Below are 24,846 nucleotides of genomic sequence, written 5' to 3' on the forward strand. Positions count from 1 at the left end.
GTCACGCACCGTCTTACTTTTGCAGTTTACTTAGGAAAAATGGTGAGCCGCCCCGGAATTGAACCGGGAACCTTCAGATTAAGAGTCTGCTGCTCTGCCAATTGAGCTAGCGGCCCACCGCACAGGAAAACGTTGGTCAATCTACTACGACTACGTTGGCTAGGTCCATAACGCTTCGCAAGAAACAGTTCATTGACAGCAACAAAGTGGCGCGCCCGGCAGGATTCGAACCTGCGGCCTTTCGCTCCGGAGGCGAACGCTCTATCCAGCTGAGCTACGGGCGCGAGATCGACATGTATGTTCGATAGAAACAAGGTGGCGCGCCCGGAGGGATTTGAACCCCCGACCTACGGGTTCGAAGCCCGGCGCTCTATCCAGCTGAGCTACAGGCGCGCAAGACGAAATCATAACGGCGGTCTCTAAAACGGCGCAAGTGCGACACGAGGTCGCAGACAGGTCACTATTGTTCAGCGCTTAGTTCCTCGAACGCCACATTCAACACGCGAGCCACACTCGGTGGCGTGCTCCTATGCTCGCTCATGCCTGGAACCTGTTCGATCGACACGATCTGTTCTTGTGAGCGCCCCGCTGCAATTCCGCGTTCCACATGTTCGAGGACGGATTCAAAGTAACGTTGCTGGACCACCAAATCGTCAGCGTTGCCGGTTACCGGAAACCCTTCACCAGCATGGCCGAAGATGTAGAGTGTATCGCGCTCATGGTCGTCGATGACTTGCGGCAGCAATTCAATCCACCCACGAATGGTGGCTCCGCTAGGACGGTCTACAAATGGATCCCGTCGATTGAACAGGAGATCACCGAGGTGTGCAATATTGGCACGCTCGAAAGTCACGACGACATCACCACTGGTGTGGGCCGAGCCGTAGTATTTCGCTGAGACCACCTCATCACCCGTATCCATCTGCCAGTGTTCATCGAACGTGGTATCCGGATATGCCTGGTCAGATTCAGTGCCTCGTTGAGCAGCTTGCCGGCGTTGAAGGCCGGGCACGTTCGCATGCGCAACAATTTCTCGGGTTGCGGCACGTAGCACTTTGTTCCCGCCAGTGTGGTCACCGTGATGATGCGTATTCACCAGGGTGTCAATCATCCGAGAGCTACGCATCTTGAGACCGTTCAAACAGGCGTCAGCCGTATCGGGATACTGGCTATCGACGACAACGAGTGCGTTGTCAGAGATCAGCCATCCAATCGTGCCGCCACGCATATGGAACGCGCCCACATTTCGGCGGAGTTCTTCGAAGCGTGGGGTTGCGTCCTGTGCTAGTAGGGGGAGGTGTCCAACAGCACTCCCGACAAGCGCCAACGATGACGTTCTCACGAAATCACGACGGTCCCAAATCATGGTGAGCCTCCTTCACTGCTCGTTCATTGGCGCTGTTCCGCCAGTTCACGATAAATACCTTCGATGTTCAGTGCAAAATGTTCGTTGTAGTTTCTCCAAGTGGCGTACTGCGGTAGTTCGAGCGAAGCCTGGATGGCTTGTAGTGACTGGCCGTCGTCCATTCGGTCGGTCACCTCACGTGTGAGTGTTTCGAAATACTCGAGATGCTCGCGCACATCGTCGTGAGTTCCGATCTCGCCGTGGCCAGGCACGAACTGATCGACATCGTATTCAGTTAGGGTCTCGAGTGCCGCAGTCCAGCCAGCGAGGTCACCAGATGCAAGGTCGCGCCACGGAAGCGACCGGACGGATAGGGTATCGACGATGAATACTAGACGGCGCGACGGGATGTGCAGAATGATGTTGCTGTCGGTTTCCGAGTGTCCTGGGAACGACAGGTCGACATCGATGTCGCCGATAGTCAGGGACATCTCGTCGACGAAGGTCTCATCTGGCGGCCTAACCGCTGTCATTCCCTCATCTTCGAGATGAGTTAAGACGTTCTCATGACTAATGGTGACGACGTCGTCGCCGAACACGGCGCCTCCAGACGCGTGGTCATTGTGATAGTGGCTGTACACGAGATACCGGATCGGTGCGTCAGTAATTTTTCGTATTTCCTCGAGGTATCGCTCTGCCGCTTCAGTTGATTGTGGGTCGGTGACGAGCACCCCATCGGTGGTCGCAATGAATAGTGAGCGATGGTTGTTGTAGCTAAAGCGATATACGTTGTCGGCGATCTCGTCGACTCCGACAGTTGGCCCCATCACCGCTGCTTCTTCTACTTGACCAGAATCACTGGACGACGCCTGGTCAGACGACGGAGTGCAGGCACTTAGAAAGACGAGAACAGTCAGGAATGTGCGAGGTGTCATGCGGGTCTCCCCTGTGAGCTGATATAAGGTTTAGTGGTTAGCTTCGGAACTCAAATGTGTGCCATCACGGTCATGTGAACTAATACCGGTTGCTCAAGACGAATTATACTGTCCTTCCCCAAAGCCAAGCTGCTCCGCGTACGCCACTCGAATCACCGTGAACGGGTCGTACGAGTTGGGTGTCAACACGGTCCGAAAAGACATACGCCGTCCAGAGTGCCGGGACCCGTGCATAGAGTGATTCTAGGTTCGACAGGCCCCCACCCAAAACGACAATTTCGGGATCGATCAGGTTGATAACCGTCGCTAAACCACGGGCAAGTCGGTCCTCGTATCGTTCGAGCGCCGCCGTAGCCGCCGGTTCGTCTTCACGCGCAGCTTTTGCGATGTCTGGTGCCGACCGCCACGTTCCGGTATCAGCCTCGTAGTCCCGGCTGAGCCCAGGACCAGACAAGAAGGTTTCGAGGCAACCACGTTGTCCACAGTAACAGGGCGGTCCGGGGACCTCCTCTGGTGTGGGCCAAGGCAGAGGGTTGTGACCCCATTCACCGCCGATCGCGTTCACACCGTCGAGCGGTCGTCCGTCGACGATCACCCCACCACCCGTGCCTGTGCCCAAAATGACACCGAAGACCACGCGGGCACCCTTGCCACCACCATCGAGTGCCTCGGACAGCGCAAAACAGTTGGCATCGTTATCGAGGCGCAATGGACGGTTTAAGCGCGACGTTAAGTCTTCCAGCAAAGCACGGCCGTTGACCCAGGTGGAGTTAGAATTCTTGATTCGACCGGTCGCAGGAGACACTGCACCCGGCGTCCCTATGCCCACGGTACCCCGACTTCCGACCTCATGCTCAATGGAGTTTATGAGATCAATAATCGCCTGAACGGTAGCGTCATAGTCGTCGCGTGGCGTAGGCACGCGCTGCCGTGACAGGGTTCTTCCATCGGAAGCAAGAGCGATTCCCTCGATCTTCGTGCCGCCTAAGTCGATACCAATTCGCACTTCACTCATGACTGAACCGAATGAAATGTTCGGTGGGGTGGGGGAGGACACCTAAACAAATGAGAGATACGCCAGGCACGTCACCGTGTGCGCGTTGCTTGAAGTTGCGCTGCGAATACCAAGGGATCAGTCGTCGGGAGATCGCAGATCCGGTTTTCACAGACGTAGGCAGTTGTCCGGCCGTCTCGTGCAAACTTTCCCTCAATAAGCGGTATAAGTGACGCATGGCGATCGAATTGGTCATTTTCAACCACAACGCTCAGAATTCGATTAGGCAGAAAAGTTGTGCGGAATTTGGCTAGGAACGGTTCCGCAGCGGACGGTGTATCGGCTGAGACGATGATGATCTCCTTCGGCATATCAACGCGAAAGTCGATCGCTAACAGCATCTCCGACAGTGCGGCAGGGCTTTGTTGTAGCGGCGTACTGAAGGCCCGCAGGGTCTTCTCAGCTCGTTGCCGGTAGGTATCGTCAGTCGTGAATTCGTGCAAACGCAGCAGATTCAACAGCTGTACAGAATTTCCAGACGGCTCGGCTCCATCGTAACCTGGCTTTTCTCGCGTCAACATCGATTCGTGGTCATTGCCTGAACGAAAGAAACCGCCTTCGGGATCCTCGAACGTAGCAGCGAGGACTTCATCGAAACCTAGAGCCTCCTCCATCCAGCGTGGCTCACTCGTTGCTTCATAGAGGTCGAGGAGTGCAGCGATGAGGAAAGCATAGTCATCCAGATAAGCAGGAACCCGGGCGCGTCCACCGGCGTAGCTGCGGAACAGGCGACTGTCATTCTTTAAGTGCGTGAGAAGAAAGTCGGCAGCCCGTGTGGCCTGGTCAGCGTAATCCGAATCAGCGAGGATGAGAGCAGCCCGTGCAAACGCCGAGATCGTGAGAGCGTTCCACGACGTCAGAATCTTTTCATCCCGTAGCGGTACAGGCCGTGTAGCCCGCGCGTGGTACAGAGTCTCACGCGCTTCCTCAAGTAGTTCCTGCGCTGTGTTCAATTCAATATTTAACTCGGAGGCGACTTCGGCAAGGGCTCTGGGCGTATGGAGGATATTCCGGCCTGCAAAGTTCCCTTCTGCAGTGATGCCGTAATAGCTCGAAACTAACGCGAACGCTTGCTCGTCAAGTGCCGCCTCTAGCTCACCTCGGGTCCAGGTGAAATACCAGCCCTCTTGGCGCGTGCCACTCGGACCGACGCTGTCAGCATCGGTGGCTGAGTAGAATCCGCCCTCGGGTGATGTCATGTCCCGGATGAGGTAGCGAAGAATGTCACGCGAGGTCCCTGCGAAATCATCACGCCCAGTTGCTTGGTAGGCTTCCAAATATGCAGTGACTAGGAGCGCATTGTCATAGAGCATCTTCTCGAAGTGCGGCACCAGCCACCGTGCGTCGGTGGAGTAGCGGTGAAACCCACCGCCTATTTGATCGTAGATGCCACCGCTGGCCATTTGCTCAAGTGTCTGCGTCGCCATGTCGAGCGCTCGTACGTCACCGGTACGTCGATGCTGGCGGAGCATCAACCGAATCGACATTCCACTCGGAAATTTTTGCGTTCCCTGAAGACCTCCGAATTGGTCGTCAAACTGTTCATCGTAGTAGGCAGCGACCGTATCGAGAGTATTTGCGTTGTTCAGTTCTTCGTCGCCAGGGACTGGTGCCAACCGGAGAACAAGCTGGCGTGTGATTTCAGCCGACGCAGCCGCCACTTGGTCAGGTTGTCCGTCGTAGGCCACTTTCAGGCGCTCCAGCATTGTGAAAAATCCGATGCGGGCACCACGGTCGCCATCCCGCGCAGGCACGTAAGTTGTTCCGCTATAAGCTTCTCGTGCTGGGGTGAGCCACACGGTCATCGGCCAGCCACCTTGGCCAGTTAACATCTGCACGACATTCATGTAGATGGCGTCAATGTCTGGTCGCTCTTCGCGGTCGACCTTGATCGCAACATAGTTCTCGTTGAGGTATGTAGCGATTTCCTTGTCTTCGAAGGACTCCTCCTCCATAACATGGCACCAGTGGCACGTTGAGTATCCGACCGACAACAATACGGGCCGATTCAGACGTCGGGCTGCTTCAAAGGCCTCATCGCCCCAGGGATACCAATTCACCGGGTTATGCGCGTGCTGCTGTAGGTAGGGGCTCGCTTCAAGGTAGAGCCGGTTGGTGTATTGTGGCGACCCGTCGGAATTGAGATGGCGGGTGCGTGGCCGATAGTCTGACTGACGTTCTGCCCAAGCTGCTTCAAGGGCTTCGGTGAGTGTGCTGTTGAAGGGACTGGCACCTGGTAGTTGAGCGACGATACCCTGCCCAGGTTGTGCTTGGGCCGTGCTACCGAACCACCCAACAACGGCGATCTTGCACAGGACGACTAGCATTTTCCCTACCGCTAGCCGCGGCCTAAACTGTTGGGGCACTGTGTGTCTGGCGATTGACTTGGACATAAGGAGCCTGACGGTTCCCGAGGCTCAAGCAATGTTACTTCGTAGACGCGTCCGGGAAGTACCGATTATAGCCGATCATTTGGAGGTTCGGCCGCCTCTGGTTGCCGAGAATGCTATGCTGGAAAGATGTGCAGATGCGAATAGCAAGGGCATACGGATATGACCAGGGGGAACTGCTTAGACTCGCGCTGGAGCGTTAACCGAGAGGAACCGTTGTGACCGAGAGCACTACCGACCTGGCTGTCGTTGGGGCTGGCCCTGGTGGCTGCGCCGCCGCGTTTCTCGCGGCCGATCTAGGCATCGGCGTTACCTTGATCGATGAGGCACCCAATCCCGGGGGCACCTGCCTGTATCGAGGATGCATACCGTCAAAGTCATTGCTCCATGTGGCCAATGTCATTGACGAGGCGGAACGCGCCGAAGTCTTAGGGGTAAAGTTTGGAGCCCCGGCACTGGACCTTCGGGTCCTTCGAGAATGGAAGAGTCGTGTCATTGAACAACTGGGTAATGGATTGGGACAACTCTCGAGTCAACGCCAGGTTAAGTACATCCAAGGCCGTGCATCGATACTCGACCCGCACAGGCTGTCGATTCGCGGTCCTAACGGTGACCAGGCGATCCGATTTGAACACGTCATTCTTGCCACAGGCTCGAGTCCAGTAATTCCCACCGAGTTCTTATTCGACAGCGATCGCGTGATGGATTCGACTGGTGCGCTTGAGCTCAGTGACGTGCCTCCACGGTTGCTTATAGTCGGTGGTGGCTATATTGGTCTCGAACTAGCCACCGTTTATGCTGCGTTCGGATCGCGGATCACAATTGTGGAGATGACCGATGACCTGCTACCCGGGGCCGACCGTGATTTGGTGATACCGGTAAAGAAAAGGATGGCTGGTCTTGCCGAGGCGATTTGGCTTGGAACCACGGTGGCCCGGATGGAAAGTGCAGATGAAGGGGTGAAAGTTACGTTGGAAGGGGAAGCGGCAGGCAACTCTGATCAGGTTTTCGACCGTGTGTTGGTTTCGGTGGGCCGACGGCCAAATTCGAAGATCGAAGGATTGGATAAGACGCAGGTCCAGTTGGATACACGCGGCTTCGTTCAGGTCGATGGCCAGCGTCGAACGGCCGAACCGTCAATCTTTGCGATCGGCGATCTGGTTGGCGAACCGATGCTCGCTCACAAAGCATCGCACGAAGGCCGTTTGGCCGTCGAGGTGATCCGTGGCAGTGAGAGTCTCTTCGAACCACTCGCGATTCCAGCCGTGGTTTTCACGGACCCGGAGATCGCTTGGTGCGGTCTTACCGAGACTCAGGCCAAAACGGAGTCTCGAGCGGTGAAGGTCGCAAAATTTCCTTGGGGTGCTTCGGGACGGGCCGTAACCCTCGATCGCATCGACGGCATGACTAAACTCATCGTCGAGTGCGAGTCAGAGAAGGTTATTGGAGTTGGCATGGTAGGTGCCGGTGCCGGTGAACTCATTGCCGAAGGGGTACTGGCGATCCAGATGGGGGCAACTGCATCAGATATGAAGACCACAATTCACCCGCATCCGACGCTGTCAGAGACGGTCATGGAATCGGCAGAGGTCTTCTTCGCCCAGTCAACGCATTACCGAGGAAAAGCGCGTTAGGACTTGAGAATAGATTGTGGGCTATGGGCTGTGTGCTCTCTCGGTGACTCTGGCACGGTTCAACCTCCCGGTGTTGGGCTAGTAGGGTACGAAAGGACGCGACTGCCATGAGCTTCTGTGAACATTGTCAGGGCCAACGATTTGATCGTTCTCGGGTGCTTCGGGCGCTTCGGGCGACTCACAAACGGCTCCGTGTGAGGCCGGATGGTGAGCGCGACGCCCAGATCATCGTTGCTGCGATTGAGGCTGTTCGTACGTTGGAAATCCCGCATATTGAGTATGTTGAGGACGAAGTCATCCACTGAATGAGAGTTGTTTTCCCAAGCCTTCCTGCTGACAGCGTGTCTCTTGCGACTCAGAAATTCTTGAGACTCACCGCAAGGCGAAAAGATCAAAGACCGGTAAGAAAATATGGTGGGGTGAGTGAGGGGATTCGAACCCCCAACATCCGGTGCCACAGACCGGCGCTCTACCCTTGAGCTACACTCACCATGGATGGCCGGGCCAAGTTCACTGACGGGAACGAGTCAGTTTAGCACAGCCCCCCCGACCTTTCTGATAACCTAGCCCGCCTGGCGCACGTCGCCGATAACCGGTCTGACGTGTTTCCGTGTCTAAAGTGATCAAAACAATTGAGGTGAGGTAATGCTAGGTTCTCGTGGGTATTTAGTAACGGTATTTGCACTGGGGATTACAGTGGTCTTTATTACAGGGGCCGGATTCGGGGCTCGTCTTGGCGCCCAGGCAGGTCATAGTGGACTCTACGGTGGCGCACGGCCGCTCGCACCGTATTCGCCTGGTGTAGATTCTGGGGAGACGGTCTACCTCTCGGGTCAGGTGGGGATTAACCCCGACACAGGGAGCCTGCACGAAGGTTTACAGGCTCAAGCTCGCCAGGCCCTATCGAATCTTGAAAGTCTCCTTACTGAAGCTGGTCTGACAAAGGCCAACGTAGTGCGTGCCACCGTCTATCTTGACGATATCAACAACTATCCGGCGCTAAACGAGGTCTACGGACAATTTTTCGAAGATGTGGATGTTAAACCGAGCCGCTCAACTGTCGGCGTTGCGGCACTGCCAATCGGTGCGGCTGTCGAGATCGATTTCATCGCTGTGAAATAGAAATCTCGGCTTTGTAGCATCGGTCTTGGCGCCACTGAACTGTTACTGGCTCTGCCACGCTTTGAGTTGTTGAGTCCAGGGTCCGACAAAATGACGAAAGAAGGGACTCTTGGGCGGAATTGCTGTCAGAGCCTCATTCATCATTTCGGCCGCGTCGTCAAACCGGCGGACACCTGCGTATGCATAGGCCAGCGTCTGCATCACTTCGACGTTATCGGGGTCTTCGGCAAGGGCCTGCTCAAGTGGCTGGACCGCGTTCTCTGCCTGACCAGCTGCGATCGCTAATTGAATCGTGTACAGCGTGCCAAAGAAGTTGTATTCAGGAATCGTCTGGAGCACCTCGTAGTCGCCAACAGCCTTTTCTAGGTCTCCAAGTTCGAGGTAACAGCGGAGTCTCCACACATGGGGTTCAGAATAAATACCAGCCGATGCTGGTTGGACCGTGTCCCACACCTGTAGTGCTTGCTCGAAATAAGGCACGGCCTCGCGACATCGTCCCAGGTGCATCAGGGCCACTCCCAGGTTGTTATACGCTTGAAACAGCGTCGGGTCGGCTTCAATCGCTTGAGAAAAGTAGTTCACGTGCTTGACTGGGTCCCAAGTGTGCTGGCCCTTTTCAAAGTAATGATTCGTGTGCATTCCCAAGGGCCCCACATTGGCAATGACCTCCCCACGAGCGTTACGGGGGTTTTGCGGTGTTGGCACGTAGCGACCGGTGTCAAGGTCAATCTCGTCAATCCGCGTGAGATAGAGGAGAACAAGCTCCTCTCGCATCTCGTACTTAAGGAGTTGCTGATAGACACGCCGCGCCTCGGGCATCCATTCATTTCTTAGATAAACCGAGGCGAGGTGTTCGAGGGCTAGTCTTCCAATAGGTCCATCGCGGTCGAGTTCGATCGCAGTTTGCAGCGCGACAATCGCGCGGTCAGCGGAAATAGGATACGGACGGTCCTCGCCCCAATACGCCACACCGAGCAAATAGAAGGCTTCGGGAACATCCTCTGATGCCGCAGTTACGGCTTCAAGATTGGTAATGGCTGCTCGGTATTGCCGATTCTCAAGAGCGGCTCGGCCAAGGGTGAGCACCGATTGACCGTCGGCTGCCAGAAGTGTGAAGGATATGGCTAAAGCGCACAATATTGGCACGTAGCCACATGCCGAATTTCGGAGAAAAGTCAACGACCGATTTGTGCCCACCAACGTTCTCTAATCTTCACCGGTCTATAGTTTCGAGCCCAACATTCACATTCGGTTCCGTCGCTAGGGAATCGAGATCATACTGCGTACGGAAGAGCGCCTTGAGGTCCTCAATGATGAAATAGCCGGCGGGCACCAGTATGAGCGTGATGAAGGTGGAAAAGATCACGCCGAAGGCAAGCGAGATAGCCATAGGAATTAGAAACTGGGCTTGCAGGCTGGTCTCCAGCATAAGTGGTAGCAATCCGAAGAATGTCGTCAGTGAAGTCAGCAGTATCGGCCGGAAGCGGGCGACTCCTGCCTCACGTACGGCACGAGTCAGGCTGCCGGCTTGGCGACGGAACCTGTTGATAAAGTCCACCATGACAAGGCTGTCATTGACGACGACGCCAGCGAGCGCGACCAGGCCAAACATCGACAACAAGCTAATGTCCTTGCCCATGATGAGGTGGCCCCACGTTGCGCCCACAAGTCCGAAGGGAATTGCGGTCATGATGATGAGTGGCTGCGAGTACGATTTGAGAGGCACAGCCAAGAGTAGATAGATGAACAGCACGGCCACCATAAAGCCTTGTGTCAAGCCGCTTGTTGAATCTCGCAATTCAGTCTGTTGTCCTGCGAAGGAGTAACGGATGTCCGGGAATGGCAGAAGGAGTTCAGGCAGGACGCGGGTATCTAGGTCGGCAACGATGTCACCGGCTGTGGTGGTTGTTTCGTCCACCGCTGCGGTGACGTTGAGAGCCCGTTGTCGGTTAACCCTCCTAATGGATGCGAAGCCACGGCCTGGTTCGACTCGAGCGACCTGCGAAAACGGGACCTGCTGGCCATCGGGAGTCCGGATCCGCATATTTTCGAGATCGCCAACTGACCGACGTTCAGCTTCGGGGTAGCGCACCATCACCCGAACGTCATCGCGACCACGCTGTATGCGTTGTGCCTCCTCACCGTAGAACGCCTGCCTGACCTGGCGGGCGAGGTCCTGGAGAGATAGTCCGATTACCTCCGCAGTCGGTTCAATATTTAACTTAATCTCCTGTTTGCCCTGCCGAAACGAGTCGGCGATATCGTAGACGCCAGCGTATGCTGATAACTGCGTTTTTACCACGTCGCTGGCGGCTCGCAACTCGTCGATGTCCGAGCCAGTGAGTTGCACATTGATTGGGTCACCGCCTACCATAAACAGTTCAGCGTCAAAATCCACCTCAACGGCATCGGGAATGATTCCCACCAGTTCACGCCAACGATTCAGGGCCTCCGCACTTCCGATACCGCGCTCGTCAGCTGCTGTCAACTCAATGAAGATGCCGCCAAGATGAGAGGCGCCACGTGTCTGGCTGCCAGACCCCATCGGGCTGGCCATCATATTCGGCGAACTGCTGCCAACTAGACCGTAGACATACCGAAAGAGTTCTCGTCCGTTTTCTTCCCTGAATTCCGTCCGGAGTATCTCGGCCGTCTCTTCCAAGTGGCGCACGGCGCTCTCGGTCACCTCAACCGGTGTTCCTTGGGGCATGATGACCGATGCCGACAAGTAGTCGGCATCAACGGGCGGCATGAAGACGACGCGGACCCAGCCGGCTCCCACAAGACCGCCAGTGAGCAGCAAGACAGCAATGGCGATGGCCACCGTCAAATAGCGCATTTGAATGCCGTGTTCGAGTAACGGACGATAAATCCGATCGACAAACCGTTTAAGTGCGCTATCAATCCGGTTCCGCATCCGTTGAGCCCAAGTGTTTCGTGGCGGGCGGGGTGTTCCATGCGCCAAGTGAGCGGGCAATATCAGCTGTGATTCGATTAGGGAAAATAACAGGCACGGAATGACCACCAGCGGTATGGTGACCATCATCTTTCCCATAATGCCTGGCACCACCAGCAACGGTGCGAACGCAGCGATTGAGGTAAGGACTGCAAAGATCACCGGCACGGCAACTTCGTTGGTGCCTTCGATCGCGCCGCGCATTCGGTCTCCGTGGCGGTGTTGATGTGCGTAGACGTTCTCGCCGACGATGATGGCGTCGTCAACCAGGATTCCCAGTACGACAATGAAAGCAAAGAGCGACATCATGTTCAGCGATACGTCGAGGCCAGGAAGGAGCCAGAGGGCACCAAGGAACGAAATTGGGATGCCGAGACTGACCCAGAACGCCAAACTGAATCTCAGAAACAGTGTTAGGACAATGAAGACGAGGGCGAATCCGGTGAGGCCATTTTTAACGAGTAAGTTCAGCCGATCCTTTAGGATGAGCGCCTGGTCCCCAAACGGGGTTAAAGAGACCCCCTCAGGCATCCGAGGTTGACTGGTTTCCACATAGGTACGGACGGTATCAGACACGTCGATTGCACCCTGCTCGCCAGTGCGGTAGACCTGGATAATGAGGGCTGGCTCGCCCTCAAAATGTGAGAACTGGACGGTGTCTTCAAATCCGTCAAGCACGGTCGCGATATCGCCCAACGTTAGATGGCTACCGTCAGTTCGAGTAAGGAGCACCAGGTTTTCAAATTCGTGCCCGCGATAGGCCTGGCCCTTGGTTCGCAGCAAGAACTCGCCGCCATCCGTTTTCACAGAACCGCCGGGCAGGTCGAGTGATGACCGGCGCACTGCCTGTGTGACCTCATCGAATGTTAAATCATGGCGGCGCAGTAATATTTCGGAGACTTCAATTGAAATTTCGTAGGGGCGGGCGTTGGCTACGTCGACCTGCGTAATGCCGGGAAGAGCCGTGATGTCGTCCCGAACCCGCTCGGCCAACGCTTTTAGACTGGCTTCATCGATATGACCATGAACAGCGACATTGATCACTTGATTACGATTGGTAATCTCTTGGATGATCGGCTTCTCAGTTTCTTCAGGGAAGGTGTCAATCGCATCGACGCGAGCTTTCACATCATCTAACACCTTGCGAACGTCGGCACCAGCCTCAAGCTCAATGGTGATCTGCCCTGAGCCTTCACTAGCGGTCGATGTGACCTCTTTGATACCGTCAAGCCCCTGAATCGCTTCTTCAACGCGAATGCACACACCTTCCTCGACTTCCTCTGGTGCCGCACCGCGATATGGCACCTGCACCGTAATCATGTCGAGGGAAAACTCCGGCATGACCTCGCGCTTAACCGTAAGGGCGGTAAGTAATCCGCCAGCCACGATCAAAACCATCAACAGATTGGCAGCGACGGGGTTACGTGCGAACCAACTGATAGCTCCCTTCACGATGGGTTTTCCTCATTATTGATGTTCACGTTCACTGGGGGATTCTTGCTCCGAAGACTACTCGTTGTCACTTCCATGCCGTCCGATACAACTTCAAGCGGCGAAATGTTTACGCGATCCCCCGCTTCCAGACCACCGAGAATGAACAACTCGTTGGTCGTGGCCCGTAACACATCAACGTCTCGAAACCTGAGCCTGCTGTTGGCATCCACGATGAGCACTTGACCTGGACCGCGAAGTGCGGCACGCGGCACAACCGCCACGTTTTCAACTATCCGTCCCACGATTTCTGCCTCAACAAACATGCCCGCAGCTAAGGGCGGGCGGGCCGGGTCAGAGCCGCGACCATAGGGGTCCGTAACTTCAGCGACGACGCGAACCATCCGCGTTCTTGGGTCAATTTCGCCTTCGGTGCGAACGATGTGGCCTTGCCATTCGTGGATTCGACCCGCAAAGCTCGTGCGCAAGGTCACCACGGGGCCACGGACACGACCTGACTCCCCTCGGTAATTTAGAGGGAGATCCAGATAGGCGAGCTCGTCGTCGGGAAGTGGAAGGCGGACTTCGGCTGCGTCAACTGCGTAGATCCTAGCCACCGGTGCACCCAGAGTCACGAATTGACCGACGTCGACATTTTTCTCACGGACTCGGCCTGCGTAGGGTGCGCGCACCTCCGTCCTTTCTAGGTTCCGTAGGGCGGTTTCAAGGTTGGCCTCAGCAGCGGCCAATTCCGCTCGTGCGCTAGCGATCTGTGGCTCACGAAGTGTGAGGGACCTTGCCTGGCCACTACCGATTCGATCCCAACCCCACTGAGCGACCTCAGCTTCGGCTTCCTCTTGGAGGATGTGAAGTCGAGCGCTTTCAATTTCTGCTTCACGCTGGACGAGGGTTTGCTCGTAATCATGCGGGTCGGTTTTGAAAAGTACGTCACCCGCTTCGAAGAAGCCACCGGCAACAAATGACGGGGACACTTCAACGATACGCCCTGAGACCTCGGGGACAAGTTGGCTCTCAGTACGTGGCTCGACCGTGCCTTGGCTCCTGACTGTGAGGGTGACTGTCGTCAAACCTACTTCAACGACCCGCACTAGCGGAGCAACTACCGTAGGTGACTGTGTCGGTGCTATTGGTCTGAAAGATACCATCGTGCTTGCCCCGAGGGCAGCGGCAACGATGACTCCAACGGGCAGCAAAAATTGAAAGATCCGCTTAACTCCACGATTCATGACGGTTCGCTCTTTCCGCTTCTGGGTGCTCCTTAGGCCGGTCGACGTGGATAATAATGCTCGATACCGGCGGTCTCAAGAGGGACCAGCGTTTTGATGGGGCAGGTGCTACTGGTCGTTCACTTCTACGGTTTAAGACGGCGTATCGGCTCAAAAAGTCGGCCAAAAGCAACCGAATGGCCTCATCCCGTGTCGCAGTATGTTAACCTCAACCGCTAATGATAGCAGGAATCGTAACAGCCAGTACGGAACTGAGAGTCTACAGCCATGGCCGATCGAAAAGATTGTTGTTTTCCCGAAGCTGTTGTCGCCCCTTCGAGGCGGGAGTTCATCAAGGGTGTGATTGCCTCAGGAGTGGCAGTGTCGAGTGTTGCCTATGTTTCAACCGCCTGGGCACAAATGGCGCCGGGTCAGGCGGGGGGGCTAGAGCGCCTTCTATCGCTTCGTGTGAACGGTCAGACCCGCCGGGTGGATGTGCTGCCGAATGAAACGCTTGCGATGACTCTTCGCTACAAGCTTGGTCTGGCCGGGACCAAGCTCGGTTGTGACCGTGCTGAGTGCGGTACATGCACTGTTCTGATTGATGACATAGCGCACTACTCGTGCTCGACACTGACGCACCGCGTGCGTGATCGCCAGATCACGACCGTTGAAGGGCTGGAGAGTTCGTCAGGTGAGTTACATCCGGTGCAGCAAGCGTTTATCGATGAGCTTGGTCCGCAGTGTGGCTTCTGTACTCCGGGACAGGTGATGGCGGGTGTGGCGCTGCTGAGGGACAATCCGAACCCCACTCGTGAAGAAGCACGTGAGGCAATGGCGGGCAACCTTTGTCGGTGCGGTGCCTACGATCATTATTTAAACGGCGTCATGCGTGCGGCGAAGGGGGCCTGAGATGGCGAATGTGCTAATTGGTAAAGACTTCACACCGCCAGACGTCCGTGGGAAGGTGACCGGGAGTGCGAAATACGCGGAGGACTTCCGTGCCGAAGGGATGCTCTTCTGTCGGCTGCTTACTAGCCCGATGCCTCATGGGCGCGTGCGGAACATTGACGCCTCTGCCGCGCTCGCGATGGAAGGCGTGATTGCGATATTGACGGCCGATGAAGTGCCGCAGATACCAGAGCCTGGTAATCCGATTCTGACGAACGAGCCGCTTTATGTTGGCGAACCGATCCTGGCGGTAGCGGCAGTTAACGAAACGCTCGCCGAAGAAGCAATTGCGAAGATCAAGGTTGACCTTGAGCCGTTGCCGTTTACCGTTGACCCGCTTGAAAGTCTTCGTCCTGGTGGTCCCAATGCTCGTAGTGGTGCCAACACTGTCGTATCGGGTGAGGGACTGAAAGAAATTAAGTGGACTACTGAAGACTTTGACGCGCCCGCCGATGGTGAACTGCCGATGGGCGAGCCGACTGCGACGTGGTCGTACGGCGACATCGAGGAAGGTTTTTCGAGCGCTGCGGTCGTACTCGATGAAACGTTTGTGACGGCGGGTACATCGCATCACTCAATGGAACCCCGCACGACCATGGCCTACTGGCAGAATGAGAAATGCTTCATTTATGGATCTACTCAGAGCCAGAGTTTCGTCTTGCCGGGTCTGGCCCGATACCTCGGGCTTGAACTGGACAACATCGTATACGTGGGTGAGAACTGTGGTGGGGGGTTTGGGTCGAAGGGTGCTGCCTACCCAACTCAGGTCATACCCGCCCTAATGGCGAAGAAAACGGGACGGCCAGTGATGATGCGGATCAACCGCGCCGAGGAGTATGCCATCGGCTCGGCCAGACCTGGTTTTCAGGGGCGCCTCAAATTGGGGTTCAGGGAAGATGGTCGTCTTTTGGCCTGCGACCTCTATGTAGTCCAGGAGAACGGTCCGAACGGGGGATTCGGCGATATGTCGGCTGCGGCCAGCGCGATATCGATTGTCTATACCCCAGTCGCTATGCGGTTCCGCGGGGCGTCAGTACTGACTAACACGCCGCGCCGCGGTGCCCAACGTGGTCCTGGACAGAACCAGATCGCGTGTGCCATGGAGCCGCTTTTCGACAAAGCAGCACGGGAACTAGGTGTTGATCAGTTTGCGATCCGCCGGGTCAATGTGCCCGACCACGACTCTCAATATGGGGCAGACCGAGGGGCCATCACCAGTGCCTATCTAGGAGAAGCACTGGATAAGGGCGCCGAGAAGTTCGACTGGGTAAAGAAGCAAGCTCAGAGCGGCCAGCGGCGTGGGTCGAAGGTGATCGGTGTTGGAATCGGTCAGGCGTTTCACTCCGCGGGGTCGAATGGTTTCGATGGACTAGTGCGGCTAACGCCTGAAGGCAAACTTCACATTCACACTGGCGTTGGCAACTTGGGCACCTATTCGTATGCGGTTACCTCACGGGTGGCAGCTGAGGTTCTAAAGTGTGACTGGAACAACTGCGTAATTGAACGGGGTGATTCGAGCATCGGTCTGCCCTGGAACCTCGGGCAGTTCGGCAGTAACACGTCGTTCACGATGACACGCACAAATTACGCTGCGGCGATGGATGCCGTCGGCAAACTCAAGGAGATCGCGGCTCGTGACCTGGGTGGTGCTCCGGACGACTACGAGATCGGTGACGAAGTGGTGTTCCGACGGGGCAATCCATCGCAGCGTCTGACCTATGCGGAGGCGGCCAAACGGGCCATCCAGCTAGGCGGTAAGTTCTGCGGTGACGAGATGGCTGACGACCTCAACCCGATGACGAAGGCTGCCGTGCGAGGCCTAGCCGGCACGGGATTGGTCGGTGTTGCCAAGGATAACCTGCCGCGCACCGGGATGGTGCCGGCACTAGCCGCTGGCTTCATTCAGATTGAGTTGGACCTAGAAACCGGTAAGTTTAAGATCCTTGATTACCTCGGTGTTGCTGACTGCGGGACAGTTATGCACCCACAAGGGCTTGCGGCGCAGATTCGAGGCGGCGCGGTCATGGGATTCGGCATGGCTGCACTTGAACGCCAAGTTTTCGACCCGCATTATGGTCTACCTCGTTCGGTTGGTCTGTATCAGGCCAAGCCGCCGTCCTACTCGGACGTGGCGATTGGGATGGGTGCGGAGGCGGTGGACCAGCCAGACCCGCAAAACCCAGTGGGCGCCAAAGGGATCGGCGAGCCCTTGATGGGATGTGCCAGTGCGGCTCTGTTGTGTGCGATTTCCGACGCGTTGGGCGGTCACTACTTCAACCGAACACCAATCCTGCCCGACATGATTCTAAATGCGGCGTCGAAGCGTCCGCAGTCCCACACGCCGTTGCAAGTGAACACCGACTGAGGAACTCTCATGGCGAACGACATGATGCCGCATTTCGAGTTACTCCAGCCCGCGGACCTGGAGACTGCACTGGAACACGTGGAGCGCTTAGGCGAGGGCGGTTGGATACTCGCTGGAGGCCACGACAGCCTTGGCTGGTTCAAGGAGCGCACGAAGCAGCCAGGCACAGTGATTGACCTTGAGGGTATTGCGGAACTGAAGGGTGTCCGGCAGACCTCCGATGGTATTGAGATTGGTGCTTTGACGACGCTGACCGAGGTCGAGCGAGACCCGATGGTGCGTGAGCGGTTCGGCCTGCTTGCGGACGCTGCCCGTCGCGTGGCGAGTCCGCAAATCCGTAATACCGGCACGCTCGGCGGTAATCTCTGTCAAGACACAAGGTGCTGGTACTATCGCTACGGCCTCAACTGCTACAGGGCCGGGGGTAACATTTGCTACGCCGACACGCCGGTCGCCATGAACCGGGAGCACAGTGTCTTTGAAGCCGACCGATGCGTCGCGGTGTCGCCCTCCGATACCGCGCCGGCGTTGGTTGCCTTAGACGCGTCGATGGTCATCAGAAATGTGCGCGGCGAACGCGTCGTGGCTGCAGAGGACTTCTTCATGGCGCCAGCCGTGGATATTACACGGATGACTGTGCTCAAGCCCGGTGACATCCTCACGACTATCAGGATTCCGGAAACGTGGGCCGGGGCCAGTTTCTACTTTGAGAAGGTCGCGGACCGTAACTCGTGGGACTTTGCACTAGTGAACGTAGCAACCGCGATGCGGGTCGATAGTGCTGGCACGATTGAGGACGCACGCATTGCTTGCGGTGCCGTACAGTGCACGCCCCGCCGCCTTACAGAGGTTGAAAATCTCGTCAAAGGACGAGTCCAGAACGAAGAGACCGAAGAACTTGCTGCCGCGGCTGCTGCCGCGGATGCCCGACCCCTGAATTACAACCACTACAAGATTCCACTTATGCGGAATCTTGTGAAGCGGTCTTTGCGTGCGTCTGAGGTGTAACCTGATTCGACAGCTCAGGTGTTCTAGCCGGCGACACGAGGACTACTGACCCGGGTTCGCGCCCCGAGGTTGAGCACGGTTGGACGATACTTCATGAGTGTGGCCACCCTCTCGGTGCTTTCGCTGCTGCCGATTATCACGGTTGCGGTATTCCTTGTCATTCTTCGCTGGCCGGCAAGTCGCGCCATGCCGCTGTCGTTGGCAACCGCGGTCCTTCTTGCCTTATTCGTTTGGCAAGTGCCTGTCCTGCAAGTACTCGCCGCGTCGGTTAACGGCGTGATCGTGGCACTTACGCTCCTCTATATTATTTTTGGTGCCATCCTCTTGCTGAACACGTTGCAAGAAAGCGGTGCCCTCCGGACTATTCGCCAAGGGTTTACCGACATCACCCCAGACCGCCGGATACAGGTCATCATCATTGCGTGGTTGTTCGGGTCGTTCATTGAAGGTTCAGCTGGCTTTGGGACCCCGGCTGCGGTCGCGGTGCCGTTACTGGTAGGACTCGGCTTTCCTGGCATGGCCGCGGTCACGGCGGGCATGATCATCCAGAGTACGCCGGTGAGTTTTGGCGCAGCCGGCACCCCTATCCTCGTTGGCGTGAATACTGGCTTGTCGGCCGACCCGCTAATTCAGGAGTATGCCGCCCAGCTCGGCTACGACTGGAGCGGGTTCCTGGCATTCATCGGGCTGAAGGTTGCAATCCTGCATGCCATAGCGGGAACGCTCGTTCCACTCATCCTGGTCTCGGCCATCACCCGTTTCTTCGGGAAGAACCGTTCGTTGGCTGAAGGGCTTCAGGTGTGGAAGTTTGCGCTGTTCGCGGCCTTGGCGATGACGATCCCCTATCTCGCTGCCGCCTACTTCCTCGGGCCAGAGTTTCCAACGTTGCTCGGAAGTCTGACCGGGCTTGCTGTTGTTGTCATTGCGGCACGTCGTGGCATCTTTGTTCCGACCCCCGAGGACGCCTGGGAGTTCGACCGGAAAGAACACTGGTCGTCCGACTGGACCGGCTCGATTCAGCCGAAGGACGTCACGCACCAGAGTGGCTCGATGGGTTTGCGTAAGGCATGGTCACCCTACGTGCTCGTTGCGACACTCCTGCTTGCGACGCGCCTGCGCACACTGCCGTTCGGAGACTGGCTCCAGGCGTGGACGATTCGCTGGCCCAATATCTTTGATACTGACGTGTCGGCCAGCGTGCAGCCGCTCTTTCTGCCTGGGACGATCTTCATCGTGGTTTCCTTGATCACTTGGGGCCTGCACCAAATCCCGACCGCCTCGTACAAAACTTCGTGGATGACATCACTCCGCGTGACAGCTGCCGCGTCGGTGGCGTTGGTTTTCACCGTCCCAATGGTGCAGGTATTCATCAATAGCGACGGCGGAGCTGCCGGTTATGAACGGATGCCGATCGCGCTAGCCGATGGAATCGCGGTACTTGTGGGCTCCGCGTGGCCGATCGTCGCTCCATTCATTGGTGGGATTGGCGCCGCCGTTGCGGGCAGCAACACAGTCAGCAACATGATGTTTTCATTGTTTCAGTTCGACATGGGCCAGCGGATCGGAGTCGACCCAACCTGGATCGTGGCTTTACAAGCCGTTGGTGGGGCGGCAGGGAACATGATCTGTGTGCACAACGTCGTGGCCGCATCGGCTGTCGTGGGATTACTCGGAAAGGAAGGGGCGGTGATACGCCTCACGGTTGTTCCGTTTATCTACTATGCGTTGCTACCAGGGGCTCTTGGGTATCTGTTCGTGTGGTACGCGCAGACTGGTTTTTTGAACGCTGGTTCGGTGTTGGTCGCTTGCATTGGGGCGACGGCTGTCTATTTAATTACACGCTACGGTCGCCGGCCGACGTCACGAACTCCGGGCAGGTGAATCTGCAATTGAGCTTCCGGTTCACGGAGTATCGCTCCAATCCGGCATGCGCCGACCTCGGTGTGTCCCTGACTAAAACGTAATTTCCAGAAAGTATGGTCATACGTAAAACGCGTAGAGCGACTCGTCACACCTTGAAGACGAATCGTCAAGGGTTCCGGGAAAACGACGGCGTTGGGAACCGTCGTCGTGTTGTCGGCTTGGGTCCCTACTCGGTTGGAGTAATTGCGCTGGGAGCGTTAGTAATCCTGGCGGTGTTGGTGGTCTGGGGTACCTCACAGCTAATTTCTTCCGCTGACCCGGTCGAACGGCAGTTTGTGTCGGTACCGGACTTACCAGCACTCTCCGAGATGCCGAGCGCTCTTGTGCCGGTGCTCACGGAAGCTGATCGGGTACTCCGCCGGTCTGTCGCCGAATCTGCTGAGTCGGGAACGATCGCCCAAGCAGCGGGACGTCTGGGGCAGATCTACCACGCAAATAACTACGGTGAAAATGCCGCTTTGTGTTACGAGCTGGCCTCGACGAAGGACGCGGAGAATCCACGATGGTTATACCTGCTAGCGGTGTTGCGGCAAGAGCGCGGTGAAAACACGTCGGTCACGGAACTACTAGAGCGGACGGTCGACCTGGCGCCAGAATATGCTCCCGCCTGGTTGAAGCTCGCCGACAATCAGTTCAAACAAGGACTGTTCGACCGAGCCCGTGCGAGTTACGAACGTCGATTGGTTTTGGCTGTTGGTGATCCGCACGCCAGTCTTGGATTGGCGCGGTTGGCGCTTGCCCGGTCGGAATGGGAGTTGGCCGAGGGCTATCTTGAGCGCGTAACAAAAGCCGATGCGTTTGCGGCGGTCTACCGCTTGCTGGCCTCAGTGCATCACCACTTCGGCCACCAGCAAGAAAGGGAAGCAGCGTTACGGCGGGCGGAAGGTGCTCGTCGCTTCGCACCAGCCCTCGATCCTTGGGTGACCCAGTTGCTGGATCACAACTACAACGTCGAGTCACTTCTGCTGCAAGTGTCGCGGTATTCATCGGTGGGCCAGAACGTACTCGCGCAGCGTACATTCGAACGGGCTCAGAGGCTGGAACCGAATAATCCTGAGGTGTATGTGGTCCTAGGTCAGCATGCCTCCGACGCAACCCAGGCACGCCAGGCGTTTCAGAAGGCTGTTTCACTGGCGCCAGACCATGCGTCAGCCCACGTCGGCTTGGGAGAAATGCTTTTAAGGGAAAATCGACCACAAGAAGCTGAGGTTGTCTTGCAGGAAGCGATTGACCTCGACCCCGAACTAGCAGCCGCCCACAAGAATCTCGGTCTTGCCGCTGCCGCCGCAGGGCGCTTTCAAGAAGCGGTCGAACATGTCCGCCGGGCTATTGCGCTCTCACCCAATACCGTCAGCTTTCACTACTCACTGGCCTCAGTTTTGCGCGAGGCGGGCAGGCGCGATGAGGCAGAAGTGGAGCTCCATCGTATCCTTGAGCGTTGGCCCTCTCACCCCGGGGCGGAGCTGGCCTTGGCGGCGCTTGAAGGCTCGCGTTAGGGAGGGCAAGGGGGTGGTGGAGCGAGCCGAAGACATTAACCCACTGTAATAAAGCCTTATTAAAAGGTCTAAGCATGTCGTCATTCTGGAGACTGGCGAAAAGTCTCCTATCGTTCGCGCAGCTCTCGTTCTCGTGCTAGAACGCTCACGCCATCGGTAATCCAACCAGGGCCGCTCTTACCCTTCAAATAGTGATCAAACCAATCGAGCACCCGGTGGTGGTAGTCAACCTGATTTGGCTTTCGTCGGAGACTGTGGTTTTCATCAGCGTAGACCAACATGACCAAGTGTTTACCGGCACGCCGAGCGTAGTTATACAGCTCGATACCCTGGTGCCAGTCGACTGTGCCGTCCGCGTCGCCGAACGCCACGAGCATTGGCGTGTGAAGTTCGCGAATGAACATCACGGGAGAATTACGGATATAGGCGTCCATGTCATCCCAATAGGGCACGTCCATCCGCGCTTGACCAGTTTCGAAATGGGATGTCTCTGGCATTCCTTGGTTCCAGTGAATGGTGCCAAACATGCTGAAGAAATTGGTGAGTGGTGCACCTGTCACCGCCGCCGCGAACGTATCGGTCTGGGTCGGAATGAAGGCCGTTTCGTACCCGCCCCATGAATGTCCGACAAGCCCAACCCGTTGAGGGTCGACGGTTCCCATTTTCAGCACTTGTGCGACCGCTGCCTCAACGCATTCGGTGGCCGATACTCCCGGGTCTCGGTCCCGATAGACGATGTCGGGTTGGAGAACGAAATAATCCTGACTCGTGAAGACTGTAGTGTTGTATGGCCGTCGTTCCGATGGTGGTACGTAACCGTGTGCGATCTGTGACCGCAGTTCGTAAACGTAGACGATCATGGGATACTGACGGCTAGAATCGTAATTGGCCGGATAGAAAAGCGCACCCTGAAGACGTTGACCGTCCGGAGTACGATAGTCCACCAACTCCGAGTGTCCCCAGGCATAGTTCTTCTGGAATGAGTTGGTGTTGCTCACCTGCCGGGCACTCGACAGGTCCGGACCACTGACGAAATAATCCGGCGAATCGTCGAATCTCTGGACGACATACGCATACAATTCGGCCTCGGTGGCCTTAATGATGCGGTCAACCTGACTGTCGATCCAGACGAGGCGCTCGCTCTCAGGGTTCTCTTCGACGGTGATCCGAGCGTATCCACTTTTCTTAGTCCATTGGCCATACACGCTGACGTAAAACGGTTTCGCTAGATCGATACCGTCGGCGTTATCCTCCAGTTCGACGTATCGGTGGCGGATCTCTTCCCGTGAACCGTTGGTGAGGCGCGTGTATGATGCCCCGTCTGGGGCTACGCGCCACACGTCATATCGGTCATAGAGCAGCACCGATTCATCAGACGTTTCCCATCCGGCTACACCGTACGCGGGTCGCTGCTCGGTCGGGTAATCAAATTCAGCATCAGCAAATGAAGTAGGTAGATCTTGGGTCAGGTTCGTCTGCTGTCCGTTTGCTACTTCGTAAGTCCAGAAGTGACCATCCTTGAAATACAGGACGTAACGACCCGTCGCACTGCTACCGTGGAGATGTCGCACGTGCTCGACGGCTTTGATACGGGTGCCGGCCTTGACGTTAACCAAGTGGATGTCCATCCAGCGTCGACCGAACATGCTATCGAAGGCATAGGGATCGGTGTGTTGCGCGATGGCGAACGCTTGGCCCTCCATCAGCGACACCTCCTCCATGAGGTCCGTTGCGAGCTGCACGAAGCGGCCCTCGTTTAAATGCCAGGCTGCTAGCAGGCTACGTTCCCGGTCTCGCTGTGCCTGCACCTTCTGCATCGGAATTATCCGTCGGTCCTTCGCGTGCCAGACATCGACCGCGGCTGGTTCTTCGAGGACATCACTTTCATCGTCTGCGTCATTACTATCTGCAGCTTCGTCATCGTCAGTTCTTGGGGCCGCTTCCCATGGCTTCACTCCGAAGAACACTGCTGTGCCATCGTCTGACCAGGTCGGCTGTCGATCATCGACGATACGAAAATCTGGTGGAAAATCAGTGTCATCGGCGGGGTTATAGACCAAGGTGGAGGCCGGTGTATTTTGGAGATTTCGCCAAACTAGAACGCTGTGCGTGGCACCGTCGTACCCGTCGACGGAGTGGGAGCGCAGCACGGCGAGGTCGTCTGCATCTTTCCGCCAGGACAGTCCACTGAACAAGGCGTTATTGGATTCAAGGGCAAGCAGGTTGCCGGTCAGAGCATTGAACAACTGCACACCGTTGCCGGTTCGCCCTTTGGCGGCAATCGTCATGGCTAGAAGTGCACCGTCGTCCTGCCACGCAAACGCCGATACGTTCGCGAACTGCATATCAGCACCAGAGCTCAGGTCCCTCACCACGAGGTCGGACCCGGTCGGGTCATCGGGAGGACCAGCATCGTGTTCTTCAGGTTCGTCGTTGCGCAGAGGTAAATCTCGATGCACAGCCAGGTACGCACCGTTTTCGCTGAAGGCGAAGGTTGCGACGTTGTTGATGACCTCAACGTCGAGTGTCGTCAGGTCTAGGAGCCCCATGTCACTCTGCTCCGCTTCTCCAGATGCTTGGAGTTTAGCTACAGCTTCTTCTGAGCGGCCGATTCCATAGGCCAACCAGTTTGAGTCAGGAGAAAACGCAGCATCCTCACCGAATGGGGCGACGGTTCCCACATCGGTCACTGTATTCGCGATCCTGAGCTCATCTTCGCCGTTTGAGCGCGTGATTGGATACGCAAGCCACTCACCATCATGCGACAGCACGCTGTTGCGACCCAGAGTTTCCCATTGACCGTACTCGGTTGCTGTTGGTGGCACCGGTTCCTGTGCAGCAACGCTCATGGACGCGGCGAAGAGGAGCGCCACGGCGAGAAGTCGTCGATGACACATTGTTACAAGTAAAGGTGGTGGGGGAGAGGAAGTTTGGTCAGTTGTCATGTAGGCACCTCTTGCAACCGATTCGACGTTAATACAGATGGACTGGGGGTAATGCGAACATCTCC

General features: G+C 56.6%; 16 protein-coding genes and 4 tRNA genes. 8 read left to right on the forward strand and 12 right to left on the reverse strand.

Annotation, left to right across the window (positions count from 1 at the left end):
• Window positions 1-40: 40 nt before the first annotated feature.
• From QGH09_10525 to QGH09_10555, 7 genes are all read right to left on the reverse strand, one after another.
• Window positions 41-116 (reverse strand) — tRNA-Lys (locus QGH09_10525).
• Window positions 117-207: 91 nt separating this feature from the next.
• Window positions 208-284: transfer RNA gene (locus tag QGH09_10530), tRNA-Arg, on the reverse strand.
• A 32-nt stretch (window positions 285-316) separates the two neighbouring features.
• Window positions 317-393 (reverse strand) — tRNA-Arg (locus QGH09_10535).
• Window positions 394-460: 67 nt separating this feature from the next.
• Window positions 461-1,366 (reverse strand): MBL fold metallo-hydrolase, encoded by a 906-nt coding sequence (locus tag QGH09_10540; GenBank protein ID HJO18621.1) that lies wholly within the window; start codon window positions 1,364-1,366, stop codon window positions 461-463.
• 23 nt (window positions 1,367-1,389) lie between these two features.
• Window positions 1,390-2,280, reverse strand: a complete 891-nt coding sequence (locus tag QGH09_10545) for an MBL fold metallo-hydrolase (protein ID HJO18622.1) — start codon at window positions 2,278-2,280, stop codon at window positions 1,390-1,392.
• Window positions 2,281-2,383: 103 nt separating this feature from the next.
• Window positions 2,384-3,295, reverse strand: a complete 912-nt coding sequence (locus tag QGH09_10550; protein HJO18623.1) for an ROK family protein — start codon at window positions 3,293-3,295, stop codon at window positions 2,384-2,386.
• 71 nt (window positions 3,296-3,366) lie between these two features.
• Window positions 3,367-5,727 carry a thioredoxin domain-containing protein gene (locus QGH09_10555; protein HJO18624.1) on the reverse strand — a complete coding sequence of 787 codons (2,361 nt, stop codon included), beginning with the start codon at window positions 5,725-5,727 and terminating at the stop codon, window positions 3,367-3,369.
• A 215-nt stretch (window positions 5,728-5,942) separates the two neighbouring features.
• On the opposite strand from QGH09_10555, the gene lpdA reads away from it, so the two are divergent.
• Entirely contained in the window at window positions 5,943-7,358 is a 1,416-nt protein-coding gene (gene lpdA, locus QGH09_10560) for a dihydrolipoyl dehydrogenase (protein ID HJO18625.1), read from the forward strand.
• A gap of 107 nt (window positions 7,359-7,465) precedes the next feature.
• Window positions 7,466-7,663: a hypothetical protein gene (locus tag QGH09_10565; protein HJO18626.1), complete on the forward strand. Its 198-nt coding sequence runs from the start codon at window positions 7,466-7,468 to the stop codon at window positions 7,661-7,663.
• Window positions 7,664-7,773: 110 nt separating this feature from the next.
• Here QGH09_10565 and QGH09_10570 read toward each other — a convergent pair.
• Window positions 7,774-7,848, reverse strand: a tRNA-His gene (locus tag QGH09_10570).
• Between the two features lie 155 nt (window positions 7,849-8,003).
• Here QGH09_10570 and QGH09_10575 point away from each other — a divergent pair.
• Window positions 8,004-8,480 (forward strand): RidA family protein, encoded by a 477-nt coding sequence (locus tag QGH09_10575; protein ID HJO18627.1) that lies wholly within the window; start codon window positions 8,004-8,006, stop codon window positions 8,478-8,480.
• 42 nt (window positions 8,481-8,522) lie between these two features.
• Here the strand turns inward: QGH09_10575 and QGH09_10580 are convergent, their stop codons facing one another.
• Genes QGH09_10580 through QGH09_10590 form a run of 3 tightly spaced genes read right to left on the reverse strand, consistent with a single transcriptional unit; the run spans window position 8,523 to window position 14,114 of the window.
• On the reverse strand, window positions 8,523-9,677 hold the full coding sequence (locus QGH09_10580; protein ID HJO18628.1) for a tetratricopeptide repeat protein: 1,155 nt from the start codon (window positions 9,675-9,677) through the stop codon (window positions 8,523-8,525).
• A gap of 16 nt (window positions 9,678-9,693) precedes the next feature.
• Complete coding sequence (locus QGH09_10585) at window positions 9,694-12,888, reverse strand: efflux RND transporter permease subunit (GenBank protein HJO18629.1); 3,195 nt, start codon at window positions 12,886-12,888, stop codon at window positions 9,694-9,696.
• On the reverse strand, window positions 12,885-14,114 hold the full coding sequence (locus QGH09_10590) for an efflux RND transporter periplasmic adaptor subunit (GenBank protein ID HJO18630.1): 1,230 nt from the start codon (window positions 14,112-14,114) through the stop codon (window positions 12,885-12,887). Before QGH09_10590 ends, QGH09_10585 begins: the two co-directional genes overlap by 4 nt.
• A 267-nt stretch (window positions 14,115-14,381) precedes the next feature.
• Here QGH09_10590 and QGH09_10595 point away from each other — a divergent pair, with 267 nt between their 5' ends.
• From QGH09_10595 to QGH09_10615, 5 genes are all read left to right on the forward strand, one after another.
• Complete coding sequence (locus QGH09_10595) at window positions 14,382-15,005, forward strand: (2Fe-2S)-binding protein (GenBank protein HJO18631.1); 624 nt, start codon at window positions 14,382-14,384, stop codon at window positions 15,003-15,005.
• Between the two features lies 1 nt (window position 15,006).
• Window positions 15,007-17,409: a xanthine dehydrogenase family protein molybdopterin-binding subunit gene (locus tag QGH09_10600; protein HJO18632.1), complete on the forward strand. Its 2,403-nt coding sequence runs from the start codon at window positions 15,007-15,009 to the stop codon at window positions 17,407-17,409.
• A 9-nt stretch (window positions 17,410-17,418) separates the two neighbouring features.
• Window positions 17,419-18,417: a xanthine dehydrogenase family protein subunit M gene (locus QGH09_10605; GenBank protein ID HJO18633.1), complete on the forward strand. Its 999-nt coding sequence runs from the start codon at window positions 17,419-17,421 to the stop codon at window positions 18,415-18,417.
• Window positions 18,418-18,510: 93 nt separating this feature from the next.
• Complete coding sequence (locus tag QGH09_10610) at window positions 18,511-20,298, forward strand: L-lactate permease (protein HJO18634.1); 1,788 nt, start codon at window positions 18,511-18,513, stop codon at window positions 20,296-20,298.
• Window positions 20,299-20,393: 95 nt separating this feature from the next.
• The gene (locus QGH09_10615) at window positions 20,394-21,836 is read left to right on the forward strand and encodes a tetratricopeptide repeat protein (GenBank protein ID HJO18635.1); all 1,443 of its coding nucleotides are present in this window, start codon (window positions 20,394-20,396) and stop codon (window positions 21,834-21,836) included.
• A 107-nt stretch (window positions 21,837-21,943) separates the two neighbouring features.
• Here QGH09_10615 and QGH09_10620 read toward each other — a convergent pair whose 3' ends face one another.
• Window positions 21,944-24,781, reverse strand: coding sequence for a prolyl oligopeptidase family serine peptidase (locus tag QGH09_10620; GenBank protein HJO18636.1), 2,838 nt, complete (start codon window positions 24,779-24,781; stop codon window positions 21,944-21,946).
• Window positions 24,782-24,846 lie beyond the last annotated feature (65 nt).

Source organism: Vicinamibacterales bacterium (genome assembly GCA_036012125.1).
Classification (GTDB): Bacteria; Acidobacteriota; Vicinamibacteria; order Vicinamibacterales; family UBA823; genus UBA11600.

What these genes read in the sequence shown, in the direction of transcription:
- QGH09_10540 (HJO18621.1), bottom strand. Translation starts at nt 1,366, where the DNA reads ATGATTTGGGACCGTCGTGATTTCGTGAGAACGTCATCGTTGGCGCTT.
- QGH09_10545 (HJO18622.1), bottom strand. Translation starts at nt 2,280, where the DNA reads ATGACACCTCGCACATTCCTGACTGTTCTCGTCTTTCTAAGTGCCTGC.
- QGH09_10550 (HJO18623.1), bottom strand. Translation starts at nt 3,295, where the DNA reads ATGAGTGAAGTGCGAATTGGTATCGACTTAGGCGGCACGAAGATCGAG.
- QGH09_10555 (HJO18624.1), bottom strand. Translation starts at nt 5,727, where the DNA reads ATGTCCAAGTCAATCGCCAGACACACAGTGCCCCAACAGTTTAGGCCG.
- QGH09_10565 (HJO18626.1), top strand. Translation starts at nt 7,466, where the DNA reads ATGAGCTTCTGTGAACATTGTCAGGGCCAACGATTTGATCGTTCTCGG.
- QGH09_10575 (HJO18627.1), top strand. Translation starts at nt 8,004, where the DNA reads ATGCTAGGTTCTCGTGGGTATTTAGTAACGGTATTTGCACTGGGGATT.
- QGH09_10590 (HJO18630.1), bottom strand. Translation starts at nt 14,114, where the DNA reads ATGAATCGTGGAGTTAAGCGGATCTTTCAATTTTTGCTGCCCGTTGGA.
- QGH09_10595 (HJO18631.1), top strand. Translation starts at nt 14,382, where the DNA reads ATGGCCGATCGAAAAGATTGTTGTTTTCCCGAAGCTGTTGTCGCCCCT.
- QGH09_10600 (HJO18632.1), top strand. Translation starts at nt 15,007, where the DNA reads ATGGCGAATGTGCTAATTGGTAAAGACTTCACACCGCCAGACGTCCGT.
- QGH09_10605 (HJO18633.1), top strand. Translation starts at nt 17,419, where the DNA reads ATGGCGAACGACATGATGCCGCATTTCGAGTTACTCCAGCCCGCGGAC.
- QGH09_10610 (HJO18634.1), top strand. Translation starts at nt 18,511, where the DNA reads ATGAGTGTGGCCACCCTCTCGGTGCTTTCGCTGCTGCCGATTATCACG.
- QGH09_10615 (HJO18635.1), top strand. Translation starts at nt 20,394, where the DNA reads ATGGTCATACGTAAAACGCGTAGAGCGACTCGTCACACCTTGAAGACG.
- QGH09_10620 (HJO18636.1), bottom strand. Translation starts at nt 24,781, where the DNA reads ATGACAACTGACCAAACTTCCTCTCCCCCACCACCTTTACTTGTAACA.